Source organism: Enterococcus sp. DIV1368f (assembly GCF_051712245.1).
Taxonomy (GTDB): Bacteria; Bacillota; Bacilli; order Lactobacillales; family Enterococcaceae; genus Enterococcus; species Enterococcus faecalis.
Genome location: NZ_JBIOON010000001.1, coordinates 2,510,886 through 2,530,607, shown reverse-complemented (window position 1 = coordinate 2,530,607; position 19,722 = coordinate 2,510,886). Strand labels below are relative to the sequence as shown.

Sequence of the window (19,722 nt, the reverse complement as noted above, 5' to 3'; positions counted from 1 at the left end):
GATGGAAAGAAAACTTTTTGCATTTGATATTGATGGGACGTTGTTAAATTCGGAGAAGAAAGCATTGGATAGCACGAGAGAAGCGCTAGCAAAATTGCGGGAGCAAGGACACTTAGTTACGCTGGCAACTGGCAGAAGTCGTTACATGGCGCAAGAGGTGATTTGGGATTTAGATTTTACTAATTACGTATTATGTAATGGCGCCGCGGCTTTTGTGGATCATGAGCAATATTATCAAAATTTATTGCACGCTGAAGCGTTGGAACGTTTGGCACAAGATAGTGATCAACGCGGCTTAGGATTTGCTTGTGTGGGCTTAGATGATATTAAGAAGAGCAACCAACACCGTGCTGAAAAAATGGAAATTGCGATGAACTCTTTTCATTTTCATTCACCTGCTTATGATGAACACTTTTATCGTCAAAATGATATTTACCAAGCGCTGGCTTTTTATGACGCAGAAGATCAGTGTACGTTTGAAGAAGAATACCCAGAATTTCGCTTTATTCGCTGGCATCAACATAGCGTAGATGTTGTGCCTAAAGATGGCTCAAAATCAGCTACGTTAACGTATTTAGCCAAACGTGTGGGCATTGATGCAAAAAATATCATTGCCTTTGGGGACGGCGAAAATGACCGAGAAATGCTAAGCCATGCAGGGATTGGCGTCGCAATGGGCAACGCGAGTCCTTCCATTCAAGAAGTGGCCACAATGGTCACAGATACCAATGATAATGATGGCATTTGGAAAGCCTTAAAAGAAATGAAGGCCATTTAAAAAACTGGGCCGTTTGTCTGAAAACAAACGGCCCAGTTTTTTTCTTTATTCGATGACTAAAACGCCCTCTTTTAAAGCAAATGGATTTTCTTTGTTAATATGATCGTAGAACATGATGCCATTAATATGATCAATTTCATGTTGAACCACAATCGCTTCGTAGTTTTTTAAACGAACTTTGTGTTTTTCGCCAGCCATGTCAAAATAACTGACGGTAATTTTGTTATGGCGAACGACATACCCAGGCACATCCCGATCGACAGATAAACAGCCTTCCCCTTCACCTAAACAGACATCTTGCACAGAATGGCTCAAAATTTTAGGGTTGTACATTACCGTACTTAATGAAGGCGTTTCGTTTTCTGGGTCGTTACTAGGAACATGGACAGCAATAATTCGTTTAGAAATATCTAATTGTGGTGCAGCTAAACCAACGCCACCACGTAATTGTAATTCTTCGGCTTTGACTGGATCTTGACTATTTTTTAAGAAAGTCAACATGTCTTCGCCTAATTGTCGGTCTTCCTCAGTGATAGGGACAGGCACTTCTTCTGCCACAGCACGAAGTGTGGGATTCCCTTCACGAATAATATCTTTCATTGTAATCATTCAATGGTTCCTCCTTTGAAACATAAAAAAATTCTTCTTTTATTTATTCATGCGCTGAAATAATCAGTTGTTTACCACCATTTAGTGTATCACAAAATCACTAAAAAAGGGGCTAGATTGTTTAAAAAAACTATCGAATAATAGAGATTAAGCTTGCATTTTAGCGGTGTTTCCTGTAAAGTAAGCTTGTGTGGAAACACACCATCTATCACTTGGTTTAGCGAGTCACCAACGCTTCACTCAGTGATCAGACGAATAATAGAGAAAGAGGTGGAACAAATGGCAATTTCACAAGAAAGAAAAAACGAAATCATTAAAGAATACGCACGTCATGAAGGAGATACTGGTTCTCCAGAAGTACAAATTGCTGTCTTAACTGAAGACATTAACCAATTGAACGAACATGCGCGTACACACAAAAAAGATCACCATTCTTACCGTGGTTTAATGAAAAAAATCGGTCACCGTCGTAACTTGTTAGCTTACTTACGTAAAACTGACATCCAACGTTACCGCGAATTGATCCAACGTTTAGGATTACGTCGTTAATCATTACGTATAAAGCGAGGTTCAATCAGAATCTCGCTTTTTATCTTATTGTCACTATTGAAGGTCCTCTTTGGAAAGTTTTTAGGAACTACTAACCAAATGAAAGAGCAACAACGACTTGTTACTTTTTCATTTGTTTAGTAGCCGTCTGACTTTTCCAAAGAGCAAGAGTAAAGGAGAAGAATTATGACAGAAAAACAAGTCTTTAAAACAACTTGGGGCGGCCGCCCACTAGAAGTAGAAATCGGCCAATTAGCCAAACAAGCCAATGGAGCTGTCTTAGTACGTTACGGCGATACGGTCGTTTTAAGTGCTGCTGTTGCCTCTAAAGAAGCAAAAGATGTAGACTTTTTCCCATTAACTGTAAACTATGAAGAAAAAATGTATGCGGTAGGAAAAATTCCTGGCGGCTTCATTAAACGTGAAGGTCGTCCAAGTGAACGTGCGACATTAACCGCTCGTTTAATCGACCGTCCAATTCGTCCAATGTTCTCAGAAGGCTTCCGTAACGAAGTCCAAATCACGAACATCGTTATGAGTGTGGATCAAGATTGTACACCAGAAATGGCTGCAATGTTTGGGTCTTCCTTAGCGTTAGCAATTTCAGATATTCCGTTTGATGGACCAATTGCTGGTGTTGACGTTGGTCGTATTAATGGCGAATATGTTTTAAACCCAACGGTAGAACAAGCGGAACAAACAGATATTGAATTAACTGTTGCTGGAACAAAAGAAGCCATCAATATGGTTGAAAGTGGTGCCAAAGAAGTATCAGAAGAAGATATGTTAGGTGCCTTACTTTTCGGTTTTGATGCCATCAAAGAACTAGTGGCGTTCCAAGAAGAAATCGTTGCCGCTGTAGGTAAACCAAAAATGGACGTGGACTTATTACAAGTGGACGCTGATCTTAAAAAAGAAATTTTTGATGCGTACTACAATACAATGAAAACAGCCGTAATGACGGAAGAAAAATTAGCGCGTGAAGTTGAAATTGACAAAGTAAAAGATACAGTCAAAGAAGTTTACGCTGAAAAATTTGCGGAACACGAAGAAGAAGCGCAATTACTAAAAGAAGTGAAACAAATTGCGGAAGATCTTGAAAAAGATGTCGTACGTGAGTTAATCACGATCGATAAGATTCGCCCGGATGGCCGTAAATTAGACGAAATTCGTCATTTATCATCAGAAGTAAGTATTTTACCACGTGTGCATGGTTCTGGCTTATTTACTCGGGGTCAAACACAAGCTTTATCCGTTTGTACATTAGCGCCTTTAGGGGAACATCAAATTATCGATGGGTTGGGTGTCCAAGATAGCAAACGTTTCATCCATCATTATAACTTCCCACAATTCTCTGTTGGTTCAACAGGACGCGCGGGCTCACCAGGTCGTCGTGAAATCGGTCACGGTGCGTTAGGTGAACGTGCCTTAGCACAAATTATTCCATCAGAAGAAGACTTCCCTTACACAATCCGCTTAGTAGCAGAAGTGTTAGAATCAAATGGTTCTTCTTCACAAGCAAGTATTTGCGCGGGAACATTAGCATTAATGGATGCGGGTGTGCCAATTAAAGCGCCAGTTGCAGGTATTGCAATGGGTCTTGTTAGTGATGGTGAAAACTATACAATCTTAACAGATATTCAAGGCTTAGAAGATCACCTTGGCGATATGGACTTTAAAGTAGCGGGAACGAAAGACGGAATCACTGCTTTACAAATGGACATCAAAATCCAAGGAATTACAGAACAAATTTTAACGGAAGCATTAGACCAAGCGAAGAAAGCACGGATGGAAATTCTAGAAGAATTAACAACAACGATTGCTGCCCCTCGTGAAGAATTAAGTCAATATGCACCGAAAATTGAAATGATTCAAATTAAACCAGCGAAAATTAAAGATGTCATTGGTAAAGGTGGCGAAACAATCAACAGCATCATTGATGAAACTGGTGTTAAGATTGATATCGATCAAGACGGTAACGTAAGTATTGCTTCATCAGATGCCGAAATGATTAAAAAAGCCATCAAGATTATTGAAGAATTAACCAAAGAAGTCGAAGTCGGTCAAGTTTACTTAGCAAAAGTTGTCCGCATTGAAAAATTTGGTGCGTTTGTTAACCTAATTAAAGGCAAAGATGGCTTGATCCATATTTCTCAATTAGCAAACGAACGTGTGAACAACGTTGAAGATGTCGTGAAATTAGGCGACGAAGTCCTTGTCAAAGTAACTGAAATTGACAAACAAGGCCGTGTCAACGTTTCAAGAAAAGCATTATTAAACGAAGAAAACAAAGAAAAATAATTTCTTTTTAAACCAACGAAAACCAAGGAAGCTTCCTTTCTTTTCGTTGGTTTTTTCGTTGAAAACAAGCCCTAAAAAAGAAATGATAAAAAAAGCTAAAGACGATCGCCAACTCTTTTGTTTATAGTCAATTAGTGGTAAAATTAATACTATCAGTCTGAAGAATATCTGGGGTGTCTTTGTGAAAAAATTTAATCCAAATAAAAATATAATCATTACCTTAATTTTAGTCATTATTTTAGTAACCATTATTAGTTTAACTGCTGCGCAACGTTCTGAAAAAGGCAAAACCAATGTCGTTCAAGGTGGCGTCAATAATAGCGTTAGTATGGTGGATCGTGTGATTTCTTTTCCAGCTCGTGTGGTGGAAAACGGCTTGTCTTCAATGGGCAATTTAATTAACACGTTTAAAGAAAACGAACGTCTGAAAGAAAAAATTGATAGCTATAATGAATTAGCTGTCCAAAACAATAACTATAAACGCGAAATTGATAGTTTAAAACAAGAATTGAATCTGAACGAAACGTTGGCCAACTATGAAAAAGTAACTGCGAATGTCATTACGCGTTCGCCTGATACTTGGCAAGACTTATTAATTATCGATAAAGGAACCAATGACGGCATTGAAGCGGGCATGGCGGTCATGGCGCAAAAAGGGTTAGTGGGGCGTGTCATTGAAGTCAATGCAACGACTGCAAAAGTGGAACTACTAACGTCTAAAAATGTCAACTCGAACCATTTCCCTGTGCGAGTAACTTCCGCAAATGGCGAATCGTTTGGTTTACTTAAAAATTACGACAATAAGACGAATGCATTAATTGTGTCACAATTAACTGGCGATGCCACTCTGAAAGAAGGCGATGTCGTTCAGACTTCTGGCTTAGGTGGTAATTCCCCAGCCGATTTAGCGGTAGGGACAGTTATTAAAGTGAAACCAGATAGTTTTGGTTTAGATCGTGAAGTGTATGTGAAACCTTATGCGGATGTCTATGGTATCTCCGTTGTGACGGTCGTGAAAAGATCGGCAGGGGAAAGCGAATGATTCGGAAAGAGTATTTAAAATACGTCACACCTATTCTCTTGTTTTTCTTAATGTTAATTGATGCTCATTTAACAAAGTCTTTTGAAACGTGGACAAGCAATGTTTACTTCGCCAGTTCTCATCTGTTATTACTTGCGTTTATGTTTGCCGTTCCTAATTTCTCTAAACGTTATTTATTAATTACTTCGTTAATTTTAGGTTTTATTTGCGATAGCTACTACATTGGCATTATCGGGATTTATACAGTCGCACTGACGCTTTCGGTTATGTTGATGTATACATTTAAAGAAGTAATTCAAACAAATTTATTAACTGGTTTTTTTGGGATCGTTATTTTTACCACGTTGTATGAACTGATTGCGGTACTGATTCAAGTGGCCTTTCATTTAGCGGATGTCAGCCCAATTTTATTTATTACACGTGTGTTGGGCCCTACACTGCTATTAAACATGGTGTGGTATGTTATTTTATCTTATCCGCTGAAAAAACTGTTTTCCGTAAAATAAAAATTGAAAATTTTGTTCGTTTGCGAAAAATGCTCATTTGTTAGCATTTTTCGCTTTTTTTATTTTCTTTAAATAACAAAACAATGAGAAGGTTACCCTGGAACCTTGAAGAAAGTTGTGAAAAAAGTGAAGCTTTTTTTTGTCATTTACAAGAAGAAAATTGAAATATTACTGTAACATCCATATTATCTCAGTGACATACAGCTATGCTACAATTGCTCTATCGTTGAAAAAGAGAAATTTATTCAAATTTTAATAAATAATAAAAAAGCTTAACAAAAAAGGATTTTCGGAGGACAACAGATTGAAGAAAAGTGTATTATCGGCTCTAATGGTATGTTCCATTACCTTAACAAGCGTAGCGTTGCCATCCGCAGCATTTGCAGATGAATACGATACAAAGATTCAACAACAAGATCAAAAAATTAATGCGTTAACTAGCCAAATGTCAGATGCAGAAGCAAAAGTTGCCGCGATTGAAAATGATATGGTTGAAACGGCCAAACAAATCGATACATTAACAGCTAAAAAGAACAAGCTATCATCAGAAGTATCTAAATTATATAGTGAAATTTCTGATTTGAATGTCCGTATTCAAAAACGTGAAGTACAAATGACAAAACAAGCACGCGATGTCCAAGTGAATGGTCAAAGTGATTCAATTATTGATGCTGTCTTAGATGCAGATTCAGTAGCAGATGCAATTGGTCGCGTTCAAGCGGTCTCAACAATGATGAGCGCCAACAATGAATTACTAGAACAACAAAAAGAAGACAAAGCGACTGTTGAAAAGAAAACAAAGAATGTTGAAAAACAAATTGCTGAATTAGAAGCAGCAACAAAAGAATTAAATGACAAAACAGAATCATTAAAAACATTGAAGATTCAACAAGAAGTGGCTAAAAATGATTTAGAAGCACAACGTTCTGAAGAACAAGGGAAAAAAGACGGCTTCATTAAACAGAAAAAAGAAGCAGAAAAACGTTTAGCAGAAGAACAAGCACGCCAACGTGCAGCTGCTAAAAAAGCAGAAGAACAAGCGGCAGCGCAAGCACAAGCCGCAGCACAAAAAGCGGCAGCAGAGCAAGCGCAAGCAACAAAAGCAGCCAATGAGGCAGCAGCATCTGCCGCTGAAGAAAAAGCCGCAACACCAGTAGTAGAATCATCAACAACTACTGAAAGTACCACAACGCAAGAAACAACAACTTCAAGTACTGAAACAGAAAGTGTTGTAACAACACCTGTGGCATCAGCACCTGAAAAAGAAGTTCCTGTAACTAACCCAACGACTCCTGAAAAAGGCAATGAAGCAAAACCAGGGAATGGTGGCGTGACTTCAGGAAAACAAGCCGCAATTAATGCAGCTTTAGCAGATGTTGGTAATTCTTATGCAACAGGTTGGAATCAGCCAGGCGAATGTTTAGTATCCGTTCGTCGCTGGTTAGCGGCAGGCGGTATTAACTTCGGTTATGGTGGTCCAAACAGTGGCTATGTTGCTTCTGGCGCAACACAAGTTAGCTGGAGTAACGTGCAACCAGGCGATGTTGTTCAATATGAAAGTGCCTATAGTCCAGATAGCTGGATTGGTGGCGTGCATACTGTCTTAGTTACAGGTGTAAGTGGTGGAAGTGTTCAAATCGTTGAAGCGAACAACCCAGGAGGTTCTGGTTATGTTTCTTCTAACTCTAACTGGTCACCAGCACCACCAGCAGGATTCCGCGCTGTTGTATGGCGTTTTCCAGGCTAAATAGTCATCTATTAATAATTGATAACAAGGAGTGGTAACTAACAAAAATCGTTAGTTGCCGCTTTTTTTATTCATTTAATTTTAAATATATGCATAAAATGTATCTGAAAATATTGTAATCTGGCCGTTTTTTTGCAATTATAGAGGTATATACATATTAGGAGCGGAGGAATCAGCATGAGCGGAACGCACGATACAAAACAAGCAATCGCTTCAGCTTTAATAGAATTATGTGAACAAAAGGATTTTCGTAAAATAAGTGTCCAAGATATTACCAAAAAAGTGGGCTTGAATCGCCAAACATTTTATTATCACTTTACAGATAAATATGATTTATTACGTTGGATTTATCGTCACGATGCATTGATTTACTTAGAAACAGATATTTGTTTGGAAAACTGGGAGGAACAAGCCCTGAAGTTATTAAAAGCGATTAAAGAGAAGAGCCATTTCTACTATACAACGGTGACCTCAGATTCAGAAGTTCTTCTTAATGTTTTTTCCGCTTCGACCAATCGCTTATTTATATCATTATTTGAACAAGTCGATGTTGAGAATCATTTAACAGATAAAGACAAACAATTTTATGCGAATTTCTTTTCCTATGGATGTAGTGGCGTCTTAACGAAATGGATTCTTGAGGAATATCCTCAGACTCCTTTGGAAATGGCGACGCAATTATTCCGTTTAGCGAAAGATACAGAATTTATGGCTTATCATTTGTATGAACAAGAAGCCAATGAGTAATGTGTGAAGGATAAAAAGTTTTATGAAGGAGTGAAACGTTGTGGTAACTGTGTTATTTGTTTGTTTAGGCAATATTTGTCGCTCGCCAATGGCAGAAGCGATTTTTCGTCAGAAAGTCCAACAAGCCGGTTTAGAATCGATTATTCAAGTGTTTTCAGCAGCTACTAGCCACTGGGAAGTTGGCAGTCAGCCACATAAGGGAACCAGAAAAATTTTGGAGCAACAAGGAATTTCCTATCAAGGAATGCGGGCGACACAAATCCAGCCAAGTGATTTTAAAAAATATGATTATATCATTGGGATGGATGCGAATAATGTGGCAGATTTAAAAGCATTAGCTCCTCAAGAAGAGCAACGGCGGATTCATTTATTTATGGAAGTTGTGGCTGGTAAAGAAACCATGGACGTACCTGATCCTTATTATACTGGTGATTTTGAGGAAACTTACCGCTTAGTGGAAGCAGGTACCTCTGAATGGTTGAAAAAAATAAAAGCACAGCTGAAAGATTAAGACTATAGTCCGATAGTACTTTCTGTTTCCCCTTGGTACAATAGTGTTAACAAATTGTTCAGGGAAAAAGAGACAGGAGGGAAGTAAGATGAACAGTAGTTATTTATCCTATGTTTTTGAATTGAGTTTGTATTATTTATTGTTGATAATGAGTCTGCCGCTAGTGTATGCTGTCACGTATCATTTATCTTTTAGTAGTATGTATACAAGTGAATGGTTAATGATCTCTGTCTTCTTATCTCCGTTAGTTTTATTATTTGCAGGTATTCGTTATGGTTTTGCTCGTTTGAAACAGCAAGAACGCCAAGCGATGAAATAAAGCAAAAAATCCTTGAAAAGTGTCAAAACTTTTCAAGGATTTTTTTATTAAGCCACCCAATCGGCTAAAGTTTTTTGCTCCAATTGGAAAGCCTTCAACATATCGTCGTTGGCGTCTTTAATAGGTGTCGTTGCTGCCAATGTTCCTTGAACAGCAATTCGCGTCGTTGCTTGTAAATCGCCACAGGTAATTAAGGTAATCATATTTTGACCAGGAACGTCATCAATTAACTCAACACGGGTTGGTTCGATTTTTTCTACAGAAGTTATTTTGTATGTATAAACAGTAGATAAATCAGTGATATAAATGAGTTCGTCTTTTTTGGTTCTTTCTAAAGGTGAAAATAAGGAAACGCCATCTTCCGTTCGATGACTAGCCAAGGCATAATTGTTTTTCCCCATGACTTGATCTTCTTTCATGGTCCCGGCACCGGTTAATAAAGCGACATTTGACAATCCTTTAAAAATGGGCAAATTAATTTCGACACTTGGTATCGCAATGGCACCAATCACAGGTAAGTTTTTGTTTTCAAATTGGGCTTTCATCACCGCTTCTGTGCTCAAGGACTCAACTGAATCAAAGTCAAACGTTGTTTCACGAGCCATATTTTTCTTCACATCAGCTGGTTTCAACTTGCTAACGGCGTACGAGCGGCTATTTTGTTGAACCACCCAACTGCGTATCTGATTGTTAAAAATTAAGGCCAAGCCAATGATAAATAGTAAAACTAATAAGCTGTTGATTAACCAATTTTTTCCTCTTTTTTTCTCTTTTGGGCGCATATTCTCCCTCCTTTTAATGTATCAAGTTTACCACAATTTATTTGAAAAACCTATTTATTTTCTTTGGGGAATAGGTAAGCTGGCCGGACCTTGATTTAATAAAAAACAACTGAATCGATTGATTTTTCAAAAAAATCCTCATTTTGTAATGGAATTTTAAAGTAAAAGAAACAAGCTTTTCTTTTGAAAATATTGTAAAATGGTAAGGAGGCTAGTAGAGGGGAGATGGGAATTTGCTTGATTTAATTTATGTACATATAGATGTAACCAGCAACGCGGTTTTATCTAAAGGAATTACCCATTCCGATTTTGTTCGTTCAATTGTGCATCATCCACAGAACTTACTATTATTAGATCCTTCTGCCGAAGCTGGCGAATACGATATGCATTCAGGCTTGAAAATTATTCGTGGAGAAGAAAGCGTCAATCGCTATTTTCAATCGCTACAACGTCGTTGGATGACTGAAGAGATTAAATGGATTGACTTTTCCGATGTGACGATGCTAAAAGAGCTAACGCCATTAGAAATTTCGGAACTTCTTTATTTTGGACACATGAAGAATAGTTTGCATTCGCCTTTCTTTTATAAGCTACAAAATGATTTTGTCTTTTTTGAATTTGCAGATCAGATGACGCGTGTCTATTATCGTTATATTGATGAATTTTATCGAATCTTTGCTGATAAAATTACACGTGTTGTTTTAGAGAAAGTGAACCAGAAAAAGGCCTTCTTTAAACGAAATACGCCTGTCGAAAAATTAAGTCCTGAATTACTTAAAAATATGAAAGGTATCTTGCAAGAAGGTGTTATTTTTTGCTTCCAACAAACGGAAGTGGATAAAGAAGAATATCGGATTCCTATTTACTTGGTGGAAGATTCACTTAGCAAGATGAAAAATACCTCTTACCAAAAAGAAGAAATTTTGGCAACGCTTGTCTATAATAGTGAAAAACGCATTTGGCACATTGAACAAGAGAATGATTTCGGTGAAATTTTTATGTTAGCCCATGAAGGCTGAGAGAGCTCTAACTTTATCAACTAAAGTAGGGCTCTTTTTGTAGCTATGATTTGAATGAGAAATCAAGTATAATAAAATGATAAAAAGGAAAGAAGGTTGTTTAATGAAAAAAATACTCTATGGCGCTCTGACTGGCTTGGCACTCTTTTTGGTAGCTGGCTGTACAGCCAAAACGCCTACTGCTGTTTCATCAACAAATGAACAAAAAGAAACAGTAATATCAACTAGTGAAACAAGTTCATCCGTACAACAAGAAGCAACGACGACATCAGAGAAGACAAGTGCGGTAGCTGTCTCTTTAGAAAAAGTAACGACAGCATTTGAGAAAAAATATCCAGAAGCTAAAATAACAAGTCTGCAGTTAGATACAGATTTTGGCCGTTATTTTTATGAAATAGAAGGCGTGGATCAGCAAAAAGAATATCAAGTTGAAGTGAACGCAGAGACTGGCGAATTCACAAAAGAAAAAGTCGAAACCTTGGATGCCGATGAACAAAATGGCGTTAAAATGCAAGAAGAGGTACTTGATTTAACAAATATCATTTCCAGAGAACAAGCCACAACCTTGGCTGAAAAAGAAGCGAAAGTCGGCCAGGCAACAGATTGGAAGTTAGAGAAAGAATTAGGAATCACTTATTGGGAAGTGAAAGTGAAAGAGGGCCAACAAAAAATAGAGGTAAAAATCGATGCTCATTCTGGTAAAATTTTGACAACTGAGCGGGACGATTAATGGATAAACAGTAGCTGGCATACGTTTGAGTAGGAGCTGATTCCCTTAAACGTTGGTCCAGCTATTTTTTTGCTTGTTCGACAAACGTGTTTTTCTAAAGTCCCTATGGTAAAATAACGATGTATTAATGGTTGAGAGCGTCAGAACATAGGAGGAAATTTGTTTGGCTAGAAAAATGGATTTACGTATTTGGGTAGAAGGAACAGTCGTCGCAGCAATGGCAATGGCCCTCTCTTTTTTACCGATTGAATTTGCCAATAGTGGCTTGGACCTATCGTTGGGAATGGTCCCATTAGTTCTTTATTCGTTTCGTCGTGGGTTGCTTCCCGGAGTTGCAGCAGGCTTTGTTTGGGGCATGTTAAATATTATTCTCGGCACAGCCATGAAAAATTTCTTGTCCGTTCCACAGATTATTTTTGAATATCCCTTTGCTTTTGCGTTTGGAGGAATGGGTGGCGTATTCGCTAGAAAAATTCAACTGTATTTTCAAGCGAATCGTTTAAAATCAGCCATTCGTACGATTATTTTAGGAAGTGTTGTCGCAGTCTTCGCCCGCTGGTTTTGGCATTTTTGGGCGGGTGTATTGGTTTGGGGCATGTATGCACCAGAAGGGATGAGCCCATATCTCTATTCCTTTGTTCTAAACGGTACAAGTACTGTCGTCAATTGTTTGTATGTAAGTCTAGTTCTAGGCTTATTGGCAAAAGTAGCACCGCAATTATTTGTTCCTAAGAAATAAGTTGAGTCCTAAGTCAGAAGGTTCCTTTACTTCTAACTTAGGACTTTTTTCTTTTTAAAGCAACTAGCTATTTCGTTGTCGAGTACTGTATAATATGAATAAAAAAAGAAAAAAGGCGGTGGTTTCACTGAGTGAATTGTTAGAAGTCTCTTTTTATCCGAAGGCTTTGCCACAGGTGGCAAAAAGAGCAACCATTTTCGGTCCGTTAAGTGAGCAGGAGCTAGTTGAGCAATGGCAACAAAAACAGTCATTTGCTAGGCTGGACGAAAGAACAATAATGCCAGAAAAGCTGTTACAGCAATCAGCTAGCAAAAGTTATTTAAGCATCCGTTGTTTAGGACTGGCCTTAGACCCGAAGATTTTGCTAGAAAAGTTGCAACACCTGTTTCCTCTCTTTATCTGGACAAAGGGACAAGTCGAAACAAGCGACACAGAGAATTGTTATTTTTGTGAATTTATACCAATCTGTTCCAATGCAGCACAACCTTGCAACCTCGAAGCAAGCTTACAACAAATGAATTATCCAACCACGCAATCATTGGTAGAAATTGTTAACGAGTGGCTAAATAACGTACGACAAATAGAACAAGCATCCGTAACGGGTACATATTATCAACAGGCAAGTTTACCCCAACAAGTGGGCAGACAATCTAAAATAAAAACAAAAGAAGAGCAGCAAATTCAATTTCTACAAGAAAGCTTACGACAAGAAAAAGCGGCTAAAGCGCGCATGAAAGTAGCGAAAGAAAAAGCAGAACAAGAGCTATTGAGATTAGAAAAAGAGTTGTTAGCAAGTAGTTGGGCACACTTCGAGGAGCAACAAATCAAGGAATTAGAGGAAGAGGAATGGTACGATCTTGTTAAAATTGATTTGTTTTACTACGATGAGTTATCAAAAAAAGCTAAATTTCTGAAAGAAGCTTGGGAGATTAATCAACAGTTACTAAAGGTGTTCCCTCAAAAAGAAGGCACTACTTTTTTACCAGAATTGGCTCACCATGGTCGCTGGGCCTCTTTGACAGACCAAGTTTCTGAATTAGAGATAAAAACGCTCTATGAACAAGGCGTGTTAATCAAAGAACGAATGAAGCTTACACAAGGCTCCTGGCTCACCAAACCAAGAGTGAAACTTTATCAAATAGACTTGGAACAATTAGAAAGAATTGGCACACTGTTTGATCTTTTACAAACAGAAAATCGTTTAATTGAGGTCGCTTTGGCGCACCCCTAGAATAAAAGAAACCACCAACCTGCAATCGCCAGAGTTGGTGGTTTCTATTTATTTTATAAAGACTTCAATATTCTAGTGAATTTGACGTTGGTGACGATTGGCTAACGTGCTGACTTTCATGACAGAAGCAACAGGAATCATGCGCAACTGTTGTTCATCCGTTTGTAAACGAACGACGATATTGTCCGAAATATTTTTTGAGACAATCCAGCCGATCACCGTTTCGAATTTATGCGCTGTAGGGACTTCTTTCAATTGTAAGACCACTAAGGATTTTTGGGCGGCAGCGACTTGGAGCTCTTGTAAAAGCGCACTGCGTTCCTTTTCTTTATTCTTTTGATCTTGAGAATCTTCTAAAAATGCCGAAAAGAAATGTTGGGAAGAGAGCGTAATCAGTTTAGAAATGCTCTTGATGGTAGCTTTATGTTGATCCATTCTTCTGCCTCCTTTACGAATAAAATAGAATAAAACTCAAATGACTAATTACCTGTATTTTACCTAATTTTGTGATAAAATTCAAGAAAATATGTTCGCCTTCAATAATTATGAGAATTTACCAACGTTTCTGTTTTTCGAAAAAGAAAGTAGTATAATGTGTGAGCATATAAGAAATACATAAGATTATCGGATGTAGTCAATAGATAGAAAAGGATGAATAGTATGTCAAAAAAACCATCAGGTTACCAAAAAAAAGTTCTCACGGTGTTGTTGGTATCGTTTGGCTTTGGCGGGTTGTTAGCGCAGTTTTCGCCGATGAAATCAGGTGGGTTTTCAAGTTGGTTTGATGATTCATATGTCAAAGCTAGTGCTGAATCAAGTAAAACAAAAGAACCAGCACCAGTTAAAATTGAGAAAAAAGTCAAACCTCTAAGCTATGGACAACAGGTCAATCAAGAAATTGAAAAGAAGCAATATAATGGACATCTGGATTTGCCGTTAGAATTGCAGACAGATGCTAAATGGAAAGACACCGCATACGGATTTGGCAATGTAGATAAGCCGAATACAATCGAAATTAATGGCTGTGCGATTGTGTCGCTTGCAATGGTTGGTTCATACATGGATCACCAAGAAGTTACCCCACTAGATGTGTTAGCGTGGGCAAAAAATGACTTCTTTATGGAAGGGCAAGGAACGGCGTGGTCTATTTTTAGTGCATATGCTGAAATGAAAGGCTATAACTGTCAAGAAATTGGGGATATTGAAACAGTGGCAGCTTTCTTGAAGGAAGGTCATCCAGTCATTATTTCTGTAAAACCGGGCTATTTCACTACAACTGGTCACATTATGGTGATGAGTGGTGTGGATGAAAAAGGCGATTTTTGGATTAATGATCCAAACGATTCAGAAGAAAAGGGCCATTCAAAACGGACATTTACAGCCGAAGAAGTGATGAATGAAGCGTTAAACTTCTGGGCATTTTATTAGGAATAAGAAAAGGTGTGGAACAACAGGCAGTACCCTTTGTTCGCATCTTTTTTAGCAAATAAAAGGAGGCAGGACAATGGAGCGATGTACTTGGGCAACGAATACAACTGAAGAGATGCAAGCCTATCATGATGATGAATGGGGACGTCCAGTTCATGAAGAGCAACAGTTATTTGAGTTATTGACCTTGGAAAGTATGCAAGCGGGCTTAAGCTGGGCGATTATTTTGAATAAACGAGAAACGCTCAGAGCAGCTTATGATGCGTTTGATTATCGGAAAATTGCGCGATATGATGAGGAAAAAATTTTAGCTTTACTAGCAAATCCTGGTGTGATTCGTCATCGTTTAAAAATTCAAGCGACCATCACGAATGCGCAAGTTTTTCAAGAAATTCAGGCAGAATTTGGCTCCTTTGATCGCTACCTCTGGAACTTTGTCGATCAGCAACCAATCGTTAATCACTGGCAGCACCCAGAAGAGGTTCCAGCCTCCACGGAATTATCGCAACAGATTAGTCGAGCGTTAAAAAAACGAGGGTTTAAGTTTTTAGGCGCAACGACAGTCTATTCCTTTTTACAGGCGGCGGGATTGGTGAATGATCATTTAGAAACGTGTCAGTATAAATAAGTATAGAAGAATTAAAAAGGAAGGAACTAGCAAAACGAATTGCTAGTTCCTTCCTTTTTTTGCAGTGATTATGGACACTCATTTAACATCGTTGAAACAGTTTTCGCCAACTTTTCTATTAAGAATAGTGCAGGTAGTTGGGACGTTACGTCTGCAATGGAACTTTTCTCGGTTGTGATATAGTAGGGGATCGTGACTGTTGAAAGTTGAGCAATCGTGCTTTTTTCACTATTTGTAATAGCAATTACATCAATCCCCATTTCGATAAAATAATCAATATTTTGCCGAACTTTTTGTGTTTCACCCGAAACTGATAAGGCGATAACGCCCACTTTTTTAGCCGTTTCTTCAGATAATTTGCTAACGGGATGGGAAAAAAGGTGGGATACAGAAGCAGATAAATTATAGATACTGGAAAAATAAATTTCACCAAATTCAGCTAGGACTTTGGACGTTCCTTCGCCAATAAAAAGAACAAATTCTTTTTTTGCCAGTAATTCCGCAGCTTGAACAATCCGTCCTTCTAATAATTCTTCTGATGAGCGTTGCAAAAAATGAATCAGCATCGTTTCATCTAAAGATTTTGGTTGGGCTGTTTTTTTTCGTTCGCTTAGATAATTCTTCAATTTAAATTTAAAATCTGTATAGCCTTCACACTCGAATTTTTGACAAAAACGCCAGATTGCCGTTTTACTGAAATGAATTTCATCTGCTAATTCTCGAATTGTCATATAAGGAACTTTTTCAATATTGTGGCTAATATACTTGTAAATCTCTAATTCTGTTGGATTTAATTGTGGATCGTAGGTTAAAAACAGCATGCTGATCCCTCCTGTCGTTTGTGAACGTAATGTCCTTTTTTAGGGACATGGTCTTATTTGTAGATTATAGCACTCAATCAGAAAACTAGCTATAAAAAAAGGCGCCACTTAGCTACAATCAATAGAGAAACAACTAAAAATTCATGAAACAGAAGAGAGAGTGGGGAAAAATGAGCAATAAAAAATTAATTATCAACGCTGATGATTTTGGTTACACGCCAGCGGTAACGCAAGGAATCATTGAAGCACACAAACGTGGCGTGGTTACTTCAACAACCGCATTACCAACTTCTCCTTATTTTTTAGAGGCCATGGAGAGTGCTCGAATCAGTGCACCGACTTTAGCTATCGGTGTCCATTTAACATTGACATTGAACCAAGCAAAACCTATTTTACCTCGAGAAATGGTTCCTTCCTTAGTAGATGAAGCTGGTTATTTTTGGCATCAATCGATTTTTGAAGAAAAAGTCAATTTAGAAGAGGTTTATAACGAATGGGATGCTCAAATTATTTCATTTATGAAAAGTGGCAGACGCCCTGATCATATTGATTCTCATCATAACGTTCACGGAAAAAATGAAAAGTTATTAGGTGTGGCTTTGGCACTTGCTCGCAAATATCAATTACCTTTACGTAACGCTTCAAGAAGTATTGAAACAAAAGACTATTTAGAGTTATATCAGGATGTTCGCACGCCAGATGAAATGTTGTATCAATTTTATGACAAAGCGATTTCAACTGAAACCATCTTGCAATTGCTTGATATGGTTGTTTGTAGTGAAGGAGAGGTCTTTGAAATCAATTGTCATCCTGCGTTTATCGATACTATTTTACAAAAGCAATCAGGGTATTGTATGCCTCGAATTCGTGAAGTGGAAATATTAACGTCCCAAGAAGTCAAAGAAGCGATTGAAGAACGCGGCATCTTGTTAGCCAATTATGAATCGCTAGCAATGTAAATCAAAGAAGCGTGAATAGCGTGTGAGTAAGTTCTTAATCCGAGCGCTTACTTACACGCTAAATTATTGAAAGAAAGAGGACGTACATGAGTAAAAGACAACCAATAAATCTGAATATCAGCGATTTTTTAAAAGTTTTCGCTGTAGCATCAGTTATTTTACAAACGGTTTTATCATACGTGTTGACACATTCTCCACAAACGGAAGCAATGAATTCAATCGGTAGTTTTTACCGAATGTCTAAATATTCGGCACCTATGTTTATTTTTGCAATTATTTACAACACGGTGTTAAAGAGTCAAGCTGAATCGTATCTTGAATTTTTAAAGGAAAAATTTTATGAATTGGTGCTTCCTTATGTGGTCTGGTCAAGTCTCTATCTATACGCTTTTCCTAGTTTACAACAACGAATGCCCTATGAAACGCCCCTAGGATTTCTAGGAAAAGTTCTCAGTGGTGATGGCGCGGCACATCTATGGTATGCCGTAATGATGTTGCAATTCCAATTATTTATGCCGTATTTTATTTGGTTGGCAACCAGAATTACAAAAAACAAAAAAGTGATTTTACCAATTGTCTTTTTTACAATCGGTGCGCATATCCTGTGGTGCTTCTGGTACCAGAAAATGATTTTTCCATATGCAGAAACTTCTCTTTGGTACTTAATAGATCGTTCAGGGCTTAGTTATCTCATTTATGGTATTTTCGGGGTCATCACAGCGAAGTATCAAGGGGAAATTTTTACTTTCTTGAAAAAGACGAGAGTGGCGCTATTTCTGTTGTTTCTTTTTATTTTTTGGCAGGCAGTCCAAGGGAATTTATTTGATGGAACACAGATGACACCGAACGATCTACCTTATTTGGATCCTCTTCAAAGTGCCTATAGTTTACTGATTATCGGGTTGGTTTTTTATTTGGGAACACAAGGAATAGCCAAAAAGATTCGTCTTTTACCAATGGTTAAATGGGTAGCCACTTATGCGTATCGCAGTTATTTAGCGAATGTTTTTGTTTTTCAATTGGTCTTGAAACTGGTCCACCCGTTTTTAACCAATCAACCAGTCAGCTTGGTTATTCTTGTGTTGTATATGGGTACATTTGTTGGCTCATTTGGGTTAACGGTTGTAATCGAGTATTTTTTCAAAAGCATCTTTAAGTTGGGACGCCTTGTATCTGTATAGGGACATGTTCTTAAATAGAAATCATCGTCCAAAATCATGGGAAAGCATACTCAATTGTTACAAGAATTGTTACACTCTTTGAGGAATAAGTTCTGCTTATCCAATTAAATAGTAAGCTCAGTAAATAGTTAGGGGAGAAAGAATAAATGATAGGTCTTATTTTAACGGGACATGGGGTATTTTCAACTGGAATGCATCAATCAGTTAGTATGATTGCAGGAGAGCAAGCAAATGTTCAGGCGGTCCCTTTTTTCAATGATACAGGGCTTGATGTATTAGAGTCAAACATTCGTAAAGCCGTTGACTCTATGCTGGAGACATGTCCAGCAGTGGTCATTTTAACTGATCTTTTAGGTGGCACACCGTTTAGAATTTCAATGACTGTCGCAAGTAATTATCCAAATGTCGAAGTGCTAGCAGGAACAAATTTACCGATGGTTCTTGAAGGGCTTGCATTACGCACAATCAGCACGAACGTAGAAGATTTTGTTTCAATGGTCACAGATTCAGCCAGAGACGGGATTGTTCATAAAAAACTAGAACAACCACAAGCAAATACTCAAGAAGAAGCAGACGGAATCTAACCAATTAGAAAAGAGGAGGAAGCACTATGCCGAATATTTTATTAACAAGAATTGATAATCGCTTGATTCATGGTCAAGTCGCAACACAATGGAACGGTTCTTTAGGCGCCAACTTAATTTTAGTCGCAAATGATGCAATTTCTGAGGATACAATGCGCCAACAATTGTTAAACATGGCGGCCCCTGCAGAAGTACAAACCCGTTTTTTCTCCATTAAGAAAACGATTGAGGTCATTCATAAAGCCTCAGAAAGACAAAAGATTTTTCTGTTAGTTGATAATCCTGTTGATGCATTGCGTTTGGTAGAAGGTGGTGTGCCAATTGAAAAATTAAACATTGGTAATATGCATATGGAAGAAGGCAAAAAACAAGTAGCTACCGCTGTTGCCGTTAATAAAACAGATGTAGACGCCTTTAAAAAGTTACAAGAATTAGGTGTTAAACTTTCGATTCAACGTGTACCGTCAACGCCAGAAGAAAGTTTAGATGCATTATTTTCATAAAAAAAGTA

General features: G+C 37.9%; 23 protein-coding genes. 19 read left to right on the top strand and 4 right to left on the bottom strand.

The genetic code is table 11. The features are described from left to right. The first annotated feature begins 1 nt into the window (after position 1). Positions 2–778, top strand: a complete 777-nt coding sequence (locus IGL07_RS12345; RefSeq protein WP_002383269.1) for a Cof-type HAD-IIB family hydrolase — start codon at positions 2–4, stop codon at positions 776–778. A gap of 45 nt (positions 779–823) precedes the next feature. On the opposite strand, the gene def is transcribed toward IGL07_RS12345, so the two are convergent. Then, positions 824–1,387, bottom strand: coding sequence for a peptide deformylase (gene def / locus IGL07_RS12340; RefSeq protein WP_002354981.1), 564 nt, complete (start codon positions 1,385–1,387; stop codon positions 824–826). Positions 1,388–1,666: 279 nt separating this feature from the next. Between def and rpsO the strand changes: the two genes are divergently transcribed. From rpsO to IGL07_RS12300, 8 genes are all read left to right on the top strand, one after another. Then, positions 1,667–1,936, top strand: coding sequence for a 30S ribosomal protein S15 (gene rpsO, locus IGL07_RS12335; protein WP_002354983.1), 270 nt, complete (start codon positions 1,667–1,669; stop codon positions 1,934–1,936). 186 nt (positions 1,937–2,122) lie between these two features. After that, on the top strand, positions 2,123–4,237 hold the full coding sequence (pnp, locus tag IGL07_RS12330) for a polyribonucleotide nucleotidyltransferase (protein ID WP_002367402.1): 2,115 nt from the start codon (positions 2,123–2,125) through the stop codon (positions 4,235–4,237). Between the two features lie 181 nt (positions 4,238–4,418). After that, complete coding sequence (mreC, locus tag IGL07_RS12325) at positions 4,419–5,279, top strand: rod shape-determining protein MreC (protein WP_002383273.1); 861 nt, start codon at positions 4,419–4,421, stop codon at positions 5,277–5,279. Continuing rightward, positions 5,276–5,785 (top strand): rod shape-determining protein MreD, encoded by a 510-nt coding sequence (gene mreD, locus IGL07_RS12320; RefSeq protein ID WP_002354987.1) that lies wholly within the window; start codon positions 5,276–5,278, stop codon positions 5,783–5,785. The genes mreC and mreD overlap by 4 nt, the downstream gene beginning before the upstream one ends. Positions 5,786–6,116: 331 nt before the next feature. Next, positions 6,117–7,532 (top strand): CHAP domain-containing protein, encoded by a 1,416-nt coding sequence (locus IGL07_RS12315; protein WP_025189592.1) that lies wholly within the window; start codon positions 6,117–6,119, stop codon positions 7,530–7,532. A 177-nt stretch (positions 7,533–7,709) separates the two neighbouring features. Further along, a complete protein-coding gene (locus tag IGL07_RS12310) occupies positions 7,710–8,279 on the top strand; it encodes a TetR/AcrR family transcriptional regulator (RefSeq protein WP_002354991.1) in 570 nt (189 codons plus the stop codon). 40 nt (positions 8,280–8,319) lie between these two features. Beyond that, complete coding sequence (locus IGL07_RS12305) at positions 8,320–8,790, top strand: low molecular weight protein-tyrosine-phosphatase (protein WP_010817681.1); 471 nt, start codon at positions 8,320–8,322, stop codon at positions 8,788–8,790. Positions 8,791–8,878: 88 nt separating this feature from the next. Beyond that, complete coding sequence (locus IGL07_RS12300) at positions 8,879–9,109, top strand: hypothetical protein (protein WP_002383277.1); 231 nt, start codon at positions 8,879–8,881, stop codon at positions 9,107–9,109. Positions 9,110–9,156: 47 nt separating this feature from the next. Here the strand turns inward: IGL07_RS12300 and IGL07_RS12295 are convergent, their stop codons facing one another. Next, complete coding sequence (locus IGL07_RS12295) at positions 9,157–9,891, bottom strand: class A sortase (RefSeq protein WP_002354994.1); 735 nt, start codon at positions 9,889–9,891, stop codon at positions 9,157–9,159. 233 nt (positions 9,892–10,124) lie between these two features. Here IGL07_RS12295 and IGL07_RS12290 point away from each other — a divergent pair, with 233 nt between their 5' ends. From IGL07_RS12290 to IGL07_RS12275, 4 genes are all read left to right on the top strand, one after another. After that, entirely contained in the window at positions 10,125–10,910 is a 786-nt protein-coding gene (locus IGL07_RS12290; RefSeq protein ID WP_002354996.1) for a hypothetical protein, read from the top strand. 76 nt (positions 10,911–10,986) lie between these two features. After that, positions 10,987–11,640, top strand: coding sequence for a PepSY domain-containing protein (locus IGL07_RS12285; RefSeq protein WP_025189590.1), 654 nt, complete (start codon positions 10,987–10,989; stop codon positions 11,638–11,640). A gap of 163 nt (positions 11,641–11,803) precedes the next feature. Beyond that, the gene (thiT, locus tag IGL07_RS12280; RefSeq protein WP_002354998.1) at positions 11,804–12,379 is read left to right on the top strand and encodes an energy-coupled thiamine transporter ThiT; all 576 of its coding nucleotides are present in this window, start codon (positions 11,804–11,806) and stop codon (positions 12,377–12,379) included. Positions 12,380–12,473: 94 nt separating this feature from the next. Further along, on the top strand, positions 12,474–13,610 hold the full coding sequence (locus IGL07_RS12275; RefSeq protein WP_010817679.1) for a hypothetical protein: 1,137 nt from the start codon (positions 12,474–12,476) through the stop codon (positions 13,608–13,610). 72 nt (positions 13,611–13,682) lie between these two features. On the opposite strand, the gene IGL07_RS12270 is transcribed toward IGL07_RS12275, so the two are convergent. Continuing rightward, on the bottom strand, positions 13,683–14,045 hold the full coding sequence (locus IGL07_RS12270) for a hypothetical protein (protein ID WP_002354999.1): 363 nt from the start codon (positions 14,043–14,045) through the stop codon (positions 13,683–13,685). 216 nt (positions 14,046–14,261) lie between these two features. Here IGL07_RS12270 and IGL07_RS12265 point away from each other — a divergent pair, with 216 nt between their 5' ends. Further along, positions 14,262–15,038: a peptidase C39 family protein gene (locus IGL07_RS12265; protein WP_002355000.1), complete on the top strand. Its 777-nt coding sequence runs from the start codon at positions 14,262–14,264 to the stop codon at positions 15,036–15,038. A gap of 76 nt (positions 15,039–15,114) precedes the next feature. Next, positions 15,115–15,666 carry a DNA-3-methyladenine glycosylase I gene (locus tag IGL07_RS12260; protein WP_002372857.1) on the top strand — a complete coding sequence of 184 codons (552 nt, stop codon included), beginning with the start codon at positions 15,115–15,117 and terminating at the stop codon, positions 15,664–15,666. 68 nt (positions 15,667–15,734) lie between these two features. Here the strand turns inward: IGL07_RS12260 and IGL07_RS12255 are convergent, their stop codons facing one another. Further along, positions 15,735–16,487 carry a MurR/RpiR family transcriptional regulator gene (locus IGL07_RS12255; RefSeq protein WP_002365331.1) on the bottom strand — a complete coding sequence of 251 codons (753 nt, stop codon included), beginning with the start codon at positions 16,485–16,487 and terminating at the stop codon, positions 15,735–15,737. Positions 16,488–16,630: 143 nt separating this feature from the next. Here IGL07_RS12255 and IGL07_RS12250 point away from each other — a divergent pair, with 143 nt between their 5' ends. From IGL07_RS12250 to agaV, 4 genes are all read left to right on the top strand, one after another. Further along, complete coding sequence (locus IGL07_RS12250; RefSeq protein ID WP_002386284.1) at positions 16,631–17,446, top strand: carbohydrate deacetylase; 816 nt, start codon at positions 16,631–16,633, stop codon at positions 17,444–17,446. A gap of 86 nt (positions 17,447–17,532) precedes the next feature. Then, entirely contained in the window at positions 17,533–18,627 is a 1,095-nt protein-coding gene (locus tag IGL07_RS12245) for an acyltransferase family protein (protein ID WP_010817678.1), read from the top strand. 146 nt (positions 18,628–18,773) lie between these two features. Beyond that, positions 18,774–19,211, top strand: coding sequence for a PTS sugar transporter subunit IIA (locus IGL07_RS12240; protein WP_002361048.1), 438 nt, complete (start codon positions 18,774–18,776; stop codon positions 19,209–19,211). Positions 19,212–19,237: 26 nt separating this feature from the next. Then, positions 19,238–19,714 (top strand): PTS N-acetylgalactosamine transporter subunit IIB, encoded by a 477-nt coding sequence (gene agaV / locus IGL07_RS12235; protein ID WP_002355007.1) that lies wholly within the window; start codon positions 19,238–19,240, stop codon positions 19,712–19,714. The last annotated feature ends 8 nt before the right edge of the window (positions 19,715–19,722 follow it).

Coding starts and splice junctions, on each gene's coding strand:
- IGL07_RS12345 (WP_002383269.1), top strand. CDS start 2: ATGGAAAGAAAACTTTTTGCATTTGATATTGATGGGACGTTGTTAAAT.
- def (WP_002354981.1), bottom strand. CDS start 1,387: ATGATTACAATGAAAGATATTATTCGTGAAGGGAATCCCACACTTCGT.
- rpsO (WP_002354983.1), top strand. CDS start 1,667: ATGGCAATTTCACAAGAAAGAAAAAACGAAATCATTAAAGAATACGCA.
- pnp (WP_002367402.1), top strand. CDS start 2,123: ATGACAGAAAAACAAGTCTTTAAAACAACTTGGGGCGGCCGCCCACTA.
- mreD (WP_002354987.1), top strand. CDS start 5,276: ATGATTCGGAAAGAGTATTTAAAATACGTCACACCTATTCTCTTGTTT.
- IGL07_RS12315 (WP_025189592.1), top strand. CDS start 6,117: ATGGTATGTTCCATTACCTTAACAAGCGTAGCGTTGCCATCCGCAGCA.
- IGL07_RS12310 (WP_002354991.1), top strand. CDS start 7,710: ATGAGCGGAACGCACGATACAAAACAAGCAATCGCTTCAGCTTTAATA.
- IGL07_RS12300 (WP_002383277.1), top strand. CDS start 8,879: ATGAACAGTAGTTATTTATCCTATGTTTTTGAATTGAGTTTGTATTAT.
- IGL07_RS12295 (WP_002354994.1), bottom strand. CDS start 9,891: ATGCGCCCAAAAGAGAAAAAAAGAGGAAAAAATTGGTTAATCAACAGC.
- IGL07_RS12285 (WP_025189590.1), top strand. CDS start 10,987: ATGATAAAAAGGAAAGAAGGTTGTTTAATGAAAAAAATACTCTATGGC.
- IGL07_RS12275 (WP_010817679.1), top strand. CDS start 12,474: ATGAATAAAAAAAGAAAAAAGGCGGTGGTTTCACTGAGTGAATTGTTA.
- IGL07_RS12270 (WP_002354999.1), bottom strand. CDS start 14,045: ATGGATCAACATAAAGCTACCATCAAGAGCATTTCTAAACTGATTACG.
- IGL07_RS12265 (WP_002355000.1), top strand. CDS start 14,262: ATGAATAGTATGTCAAAAAAACCATCAGGTTACCAAAAAAAAGTTCTC.
- IGL07_RS12260 (WP_002372857.1), top strand. CDS start 15,115: ATGGAGCGATGTACTTGGGCAACGAATACAACTGAAGAGATGCAAGCC.
- IGL07_RS12255 (WP_002365331.1), bottom strand. CDS start 16,487: ATGCTGTTTTTAACCTACGATCCACAATTAAATCCAACAGAATTAGAG.
- IGL07_RS12250 (WP_002386284.1), top strand. CDS start 16,631: ATGAAACAGAAGAGAGAGTGGGGAAAAATGAGCAATAAAAAATTAATT.
- IGL07_RS12245 (WP_010817678.1), top strand. CDS start 17,533: ATGAGTAAAAGACAACCAATAAATCTGAATATCAGCGATTTTTTAAAA.
- IGL07_RS12240 (WP_002361048.1), top strand. CDS start 18,774: ATGATAGGTCTTATTTTAACGGGACATGGGGTATTTTCAACTGGAATG.
- agaV (WP_002355007.1), top strand. CDS start 19,238: ATGCCGAATATTTTATTAACAAGAATTGATAATCGCTTGATTCATGGT.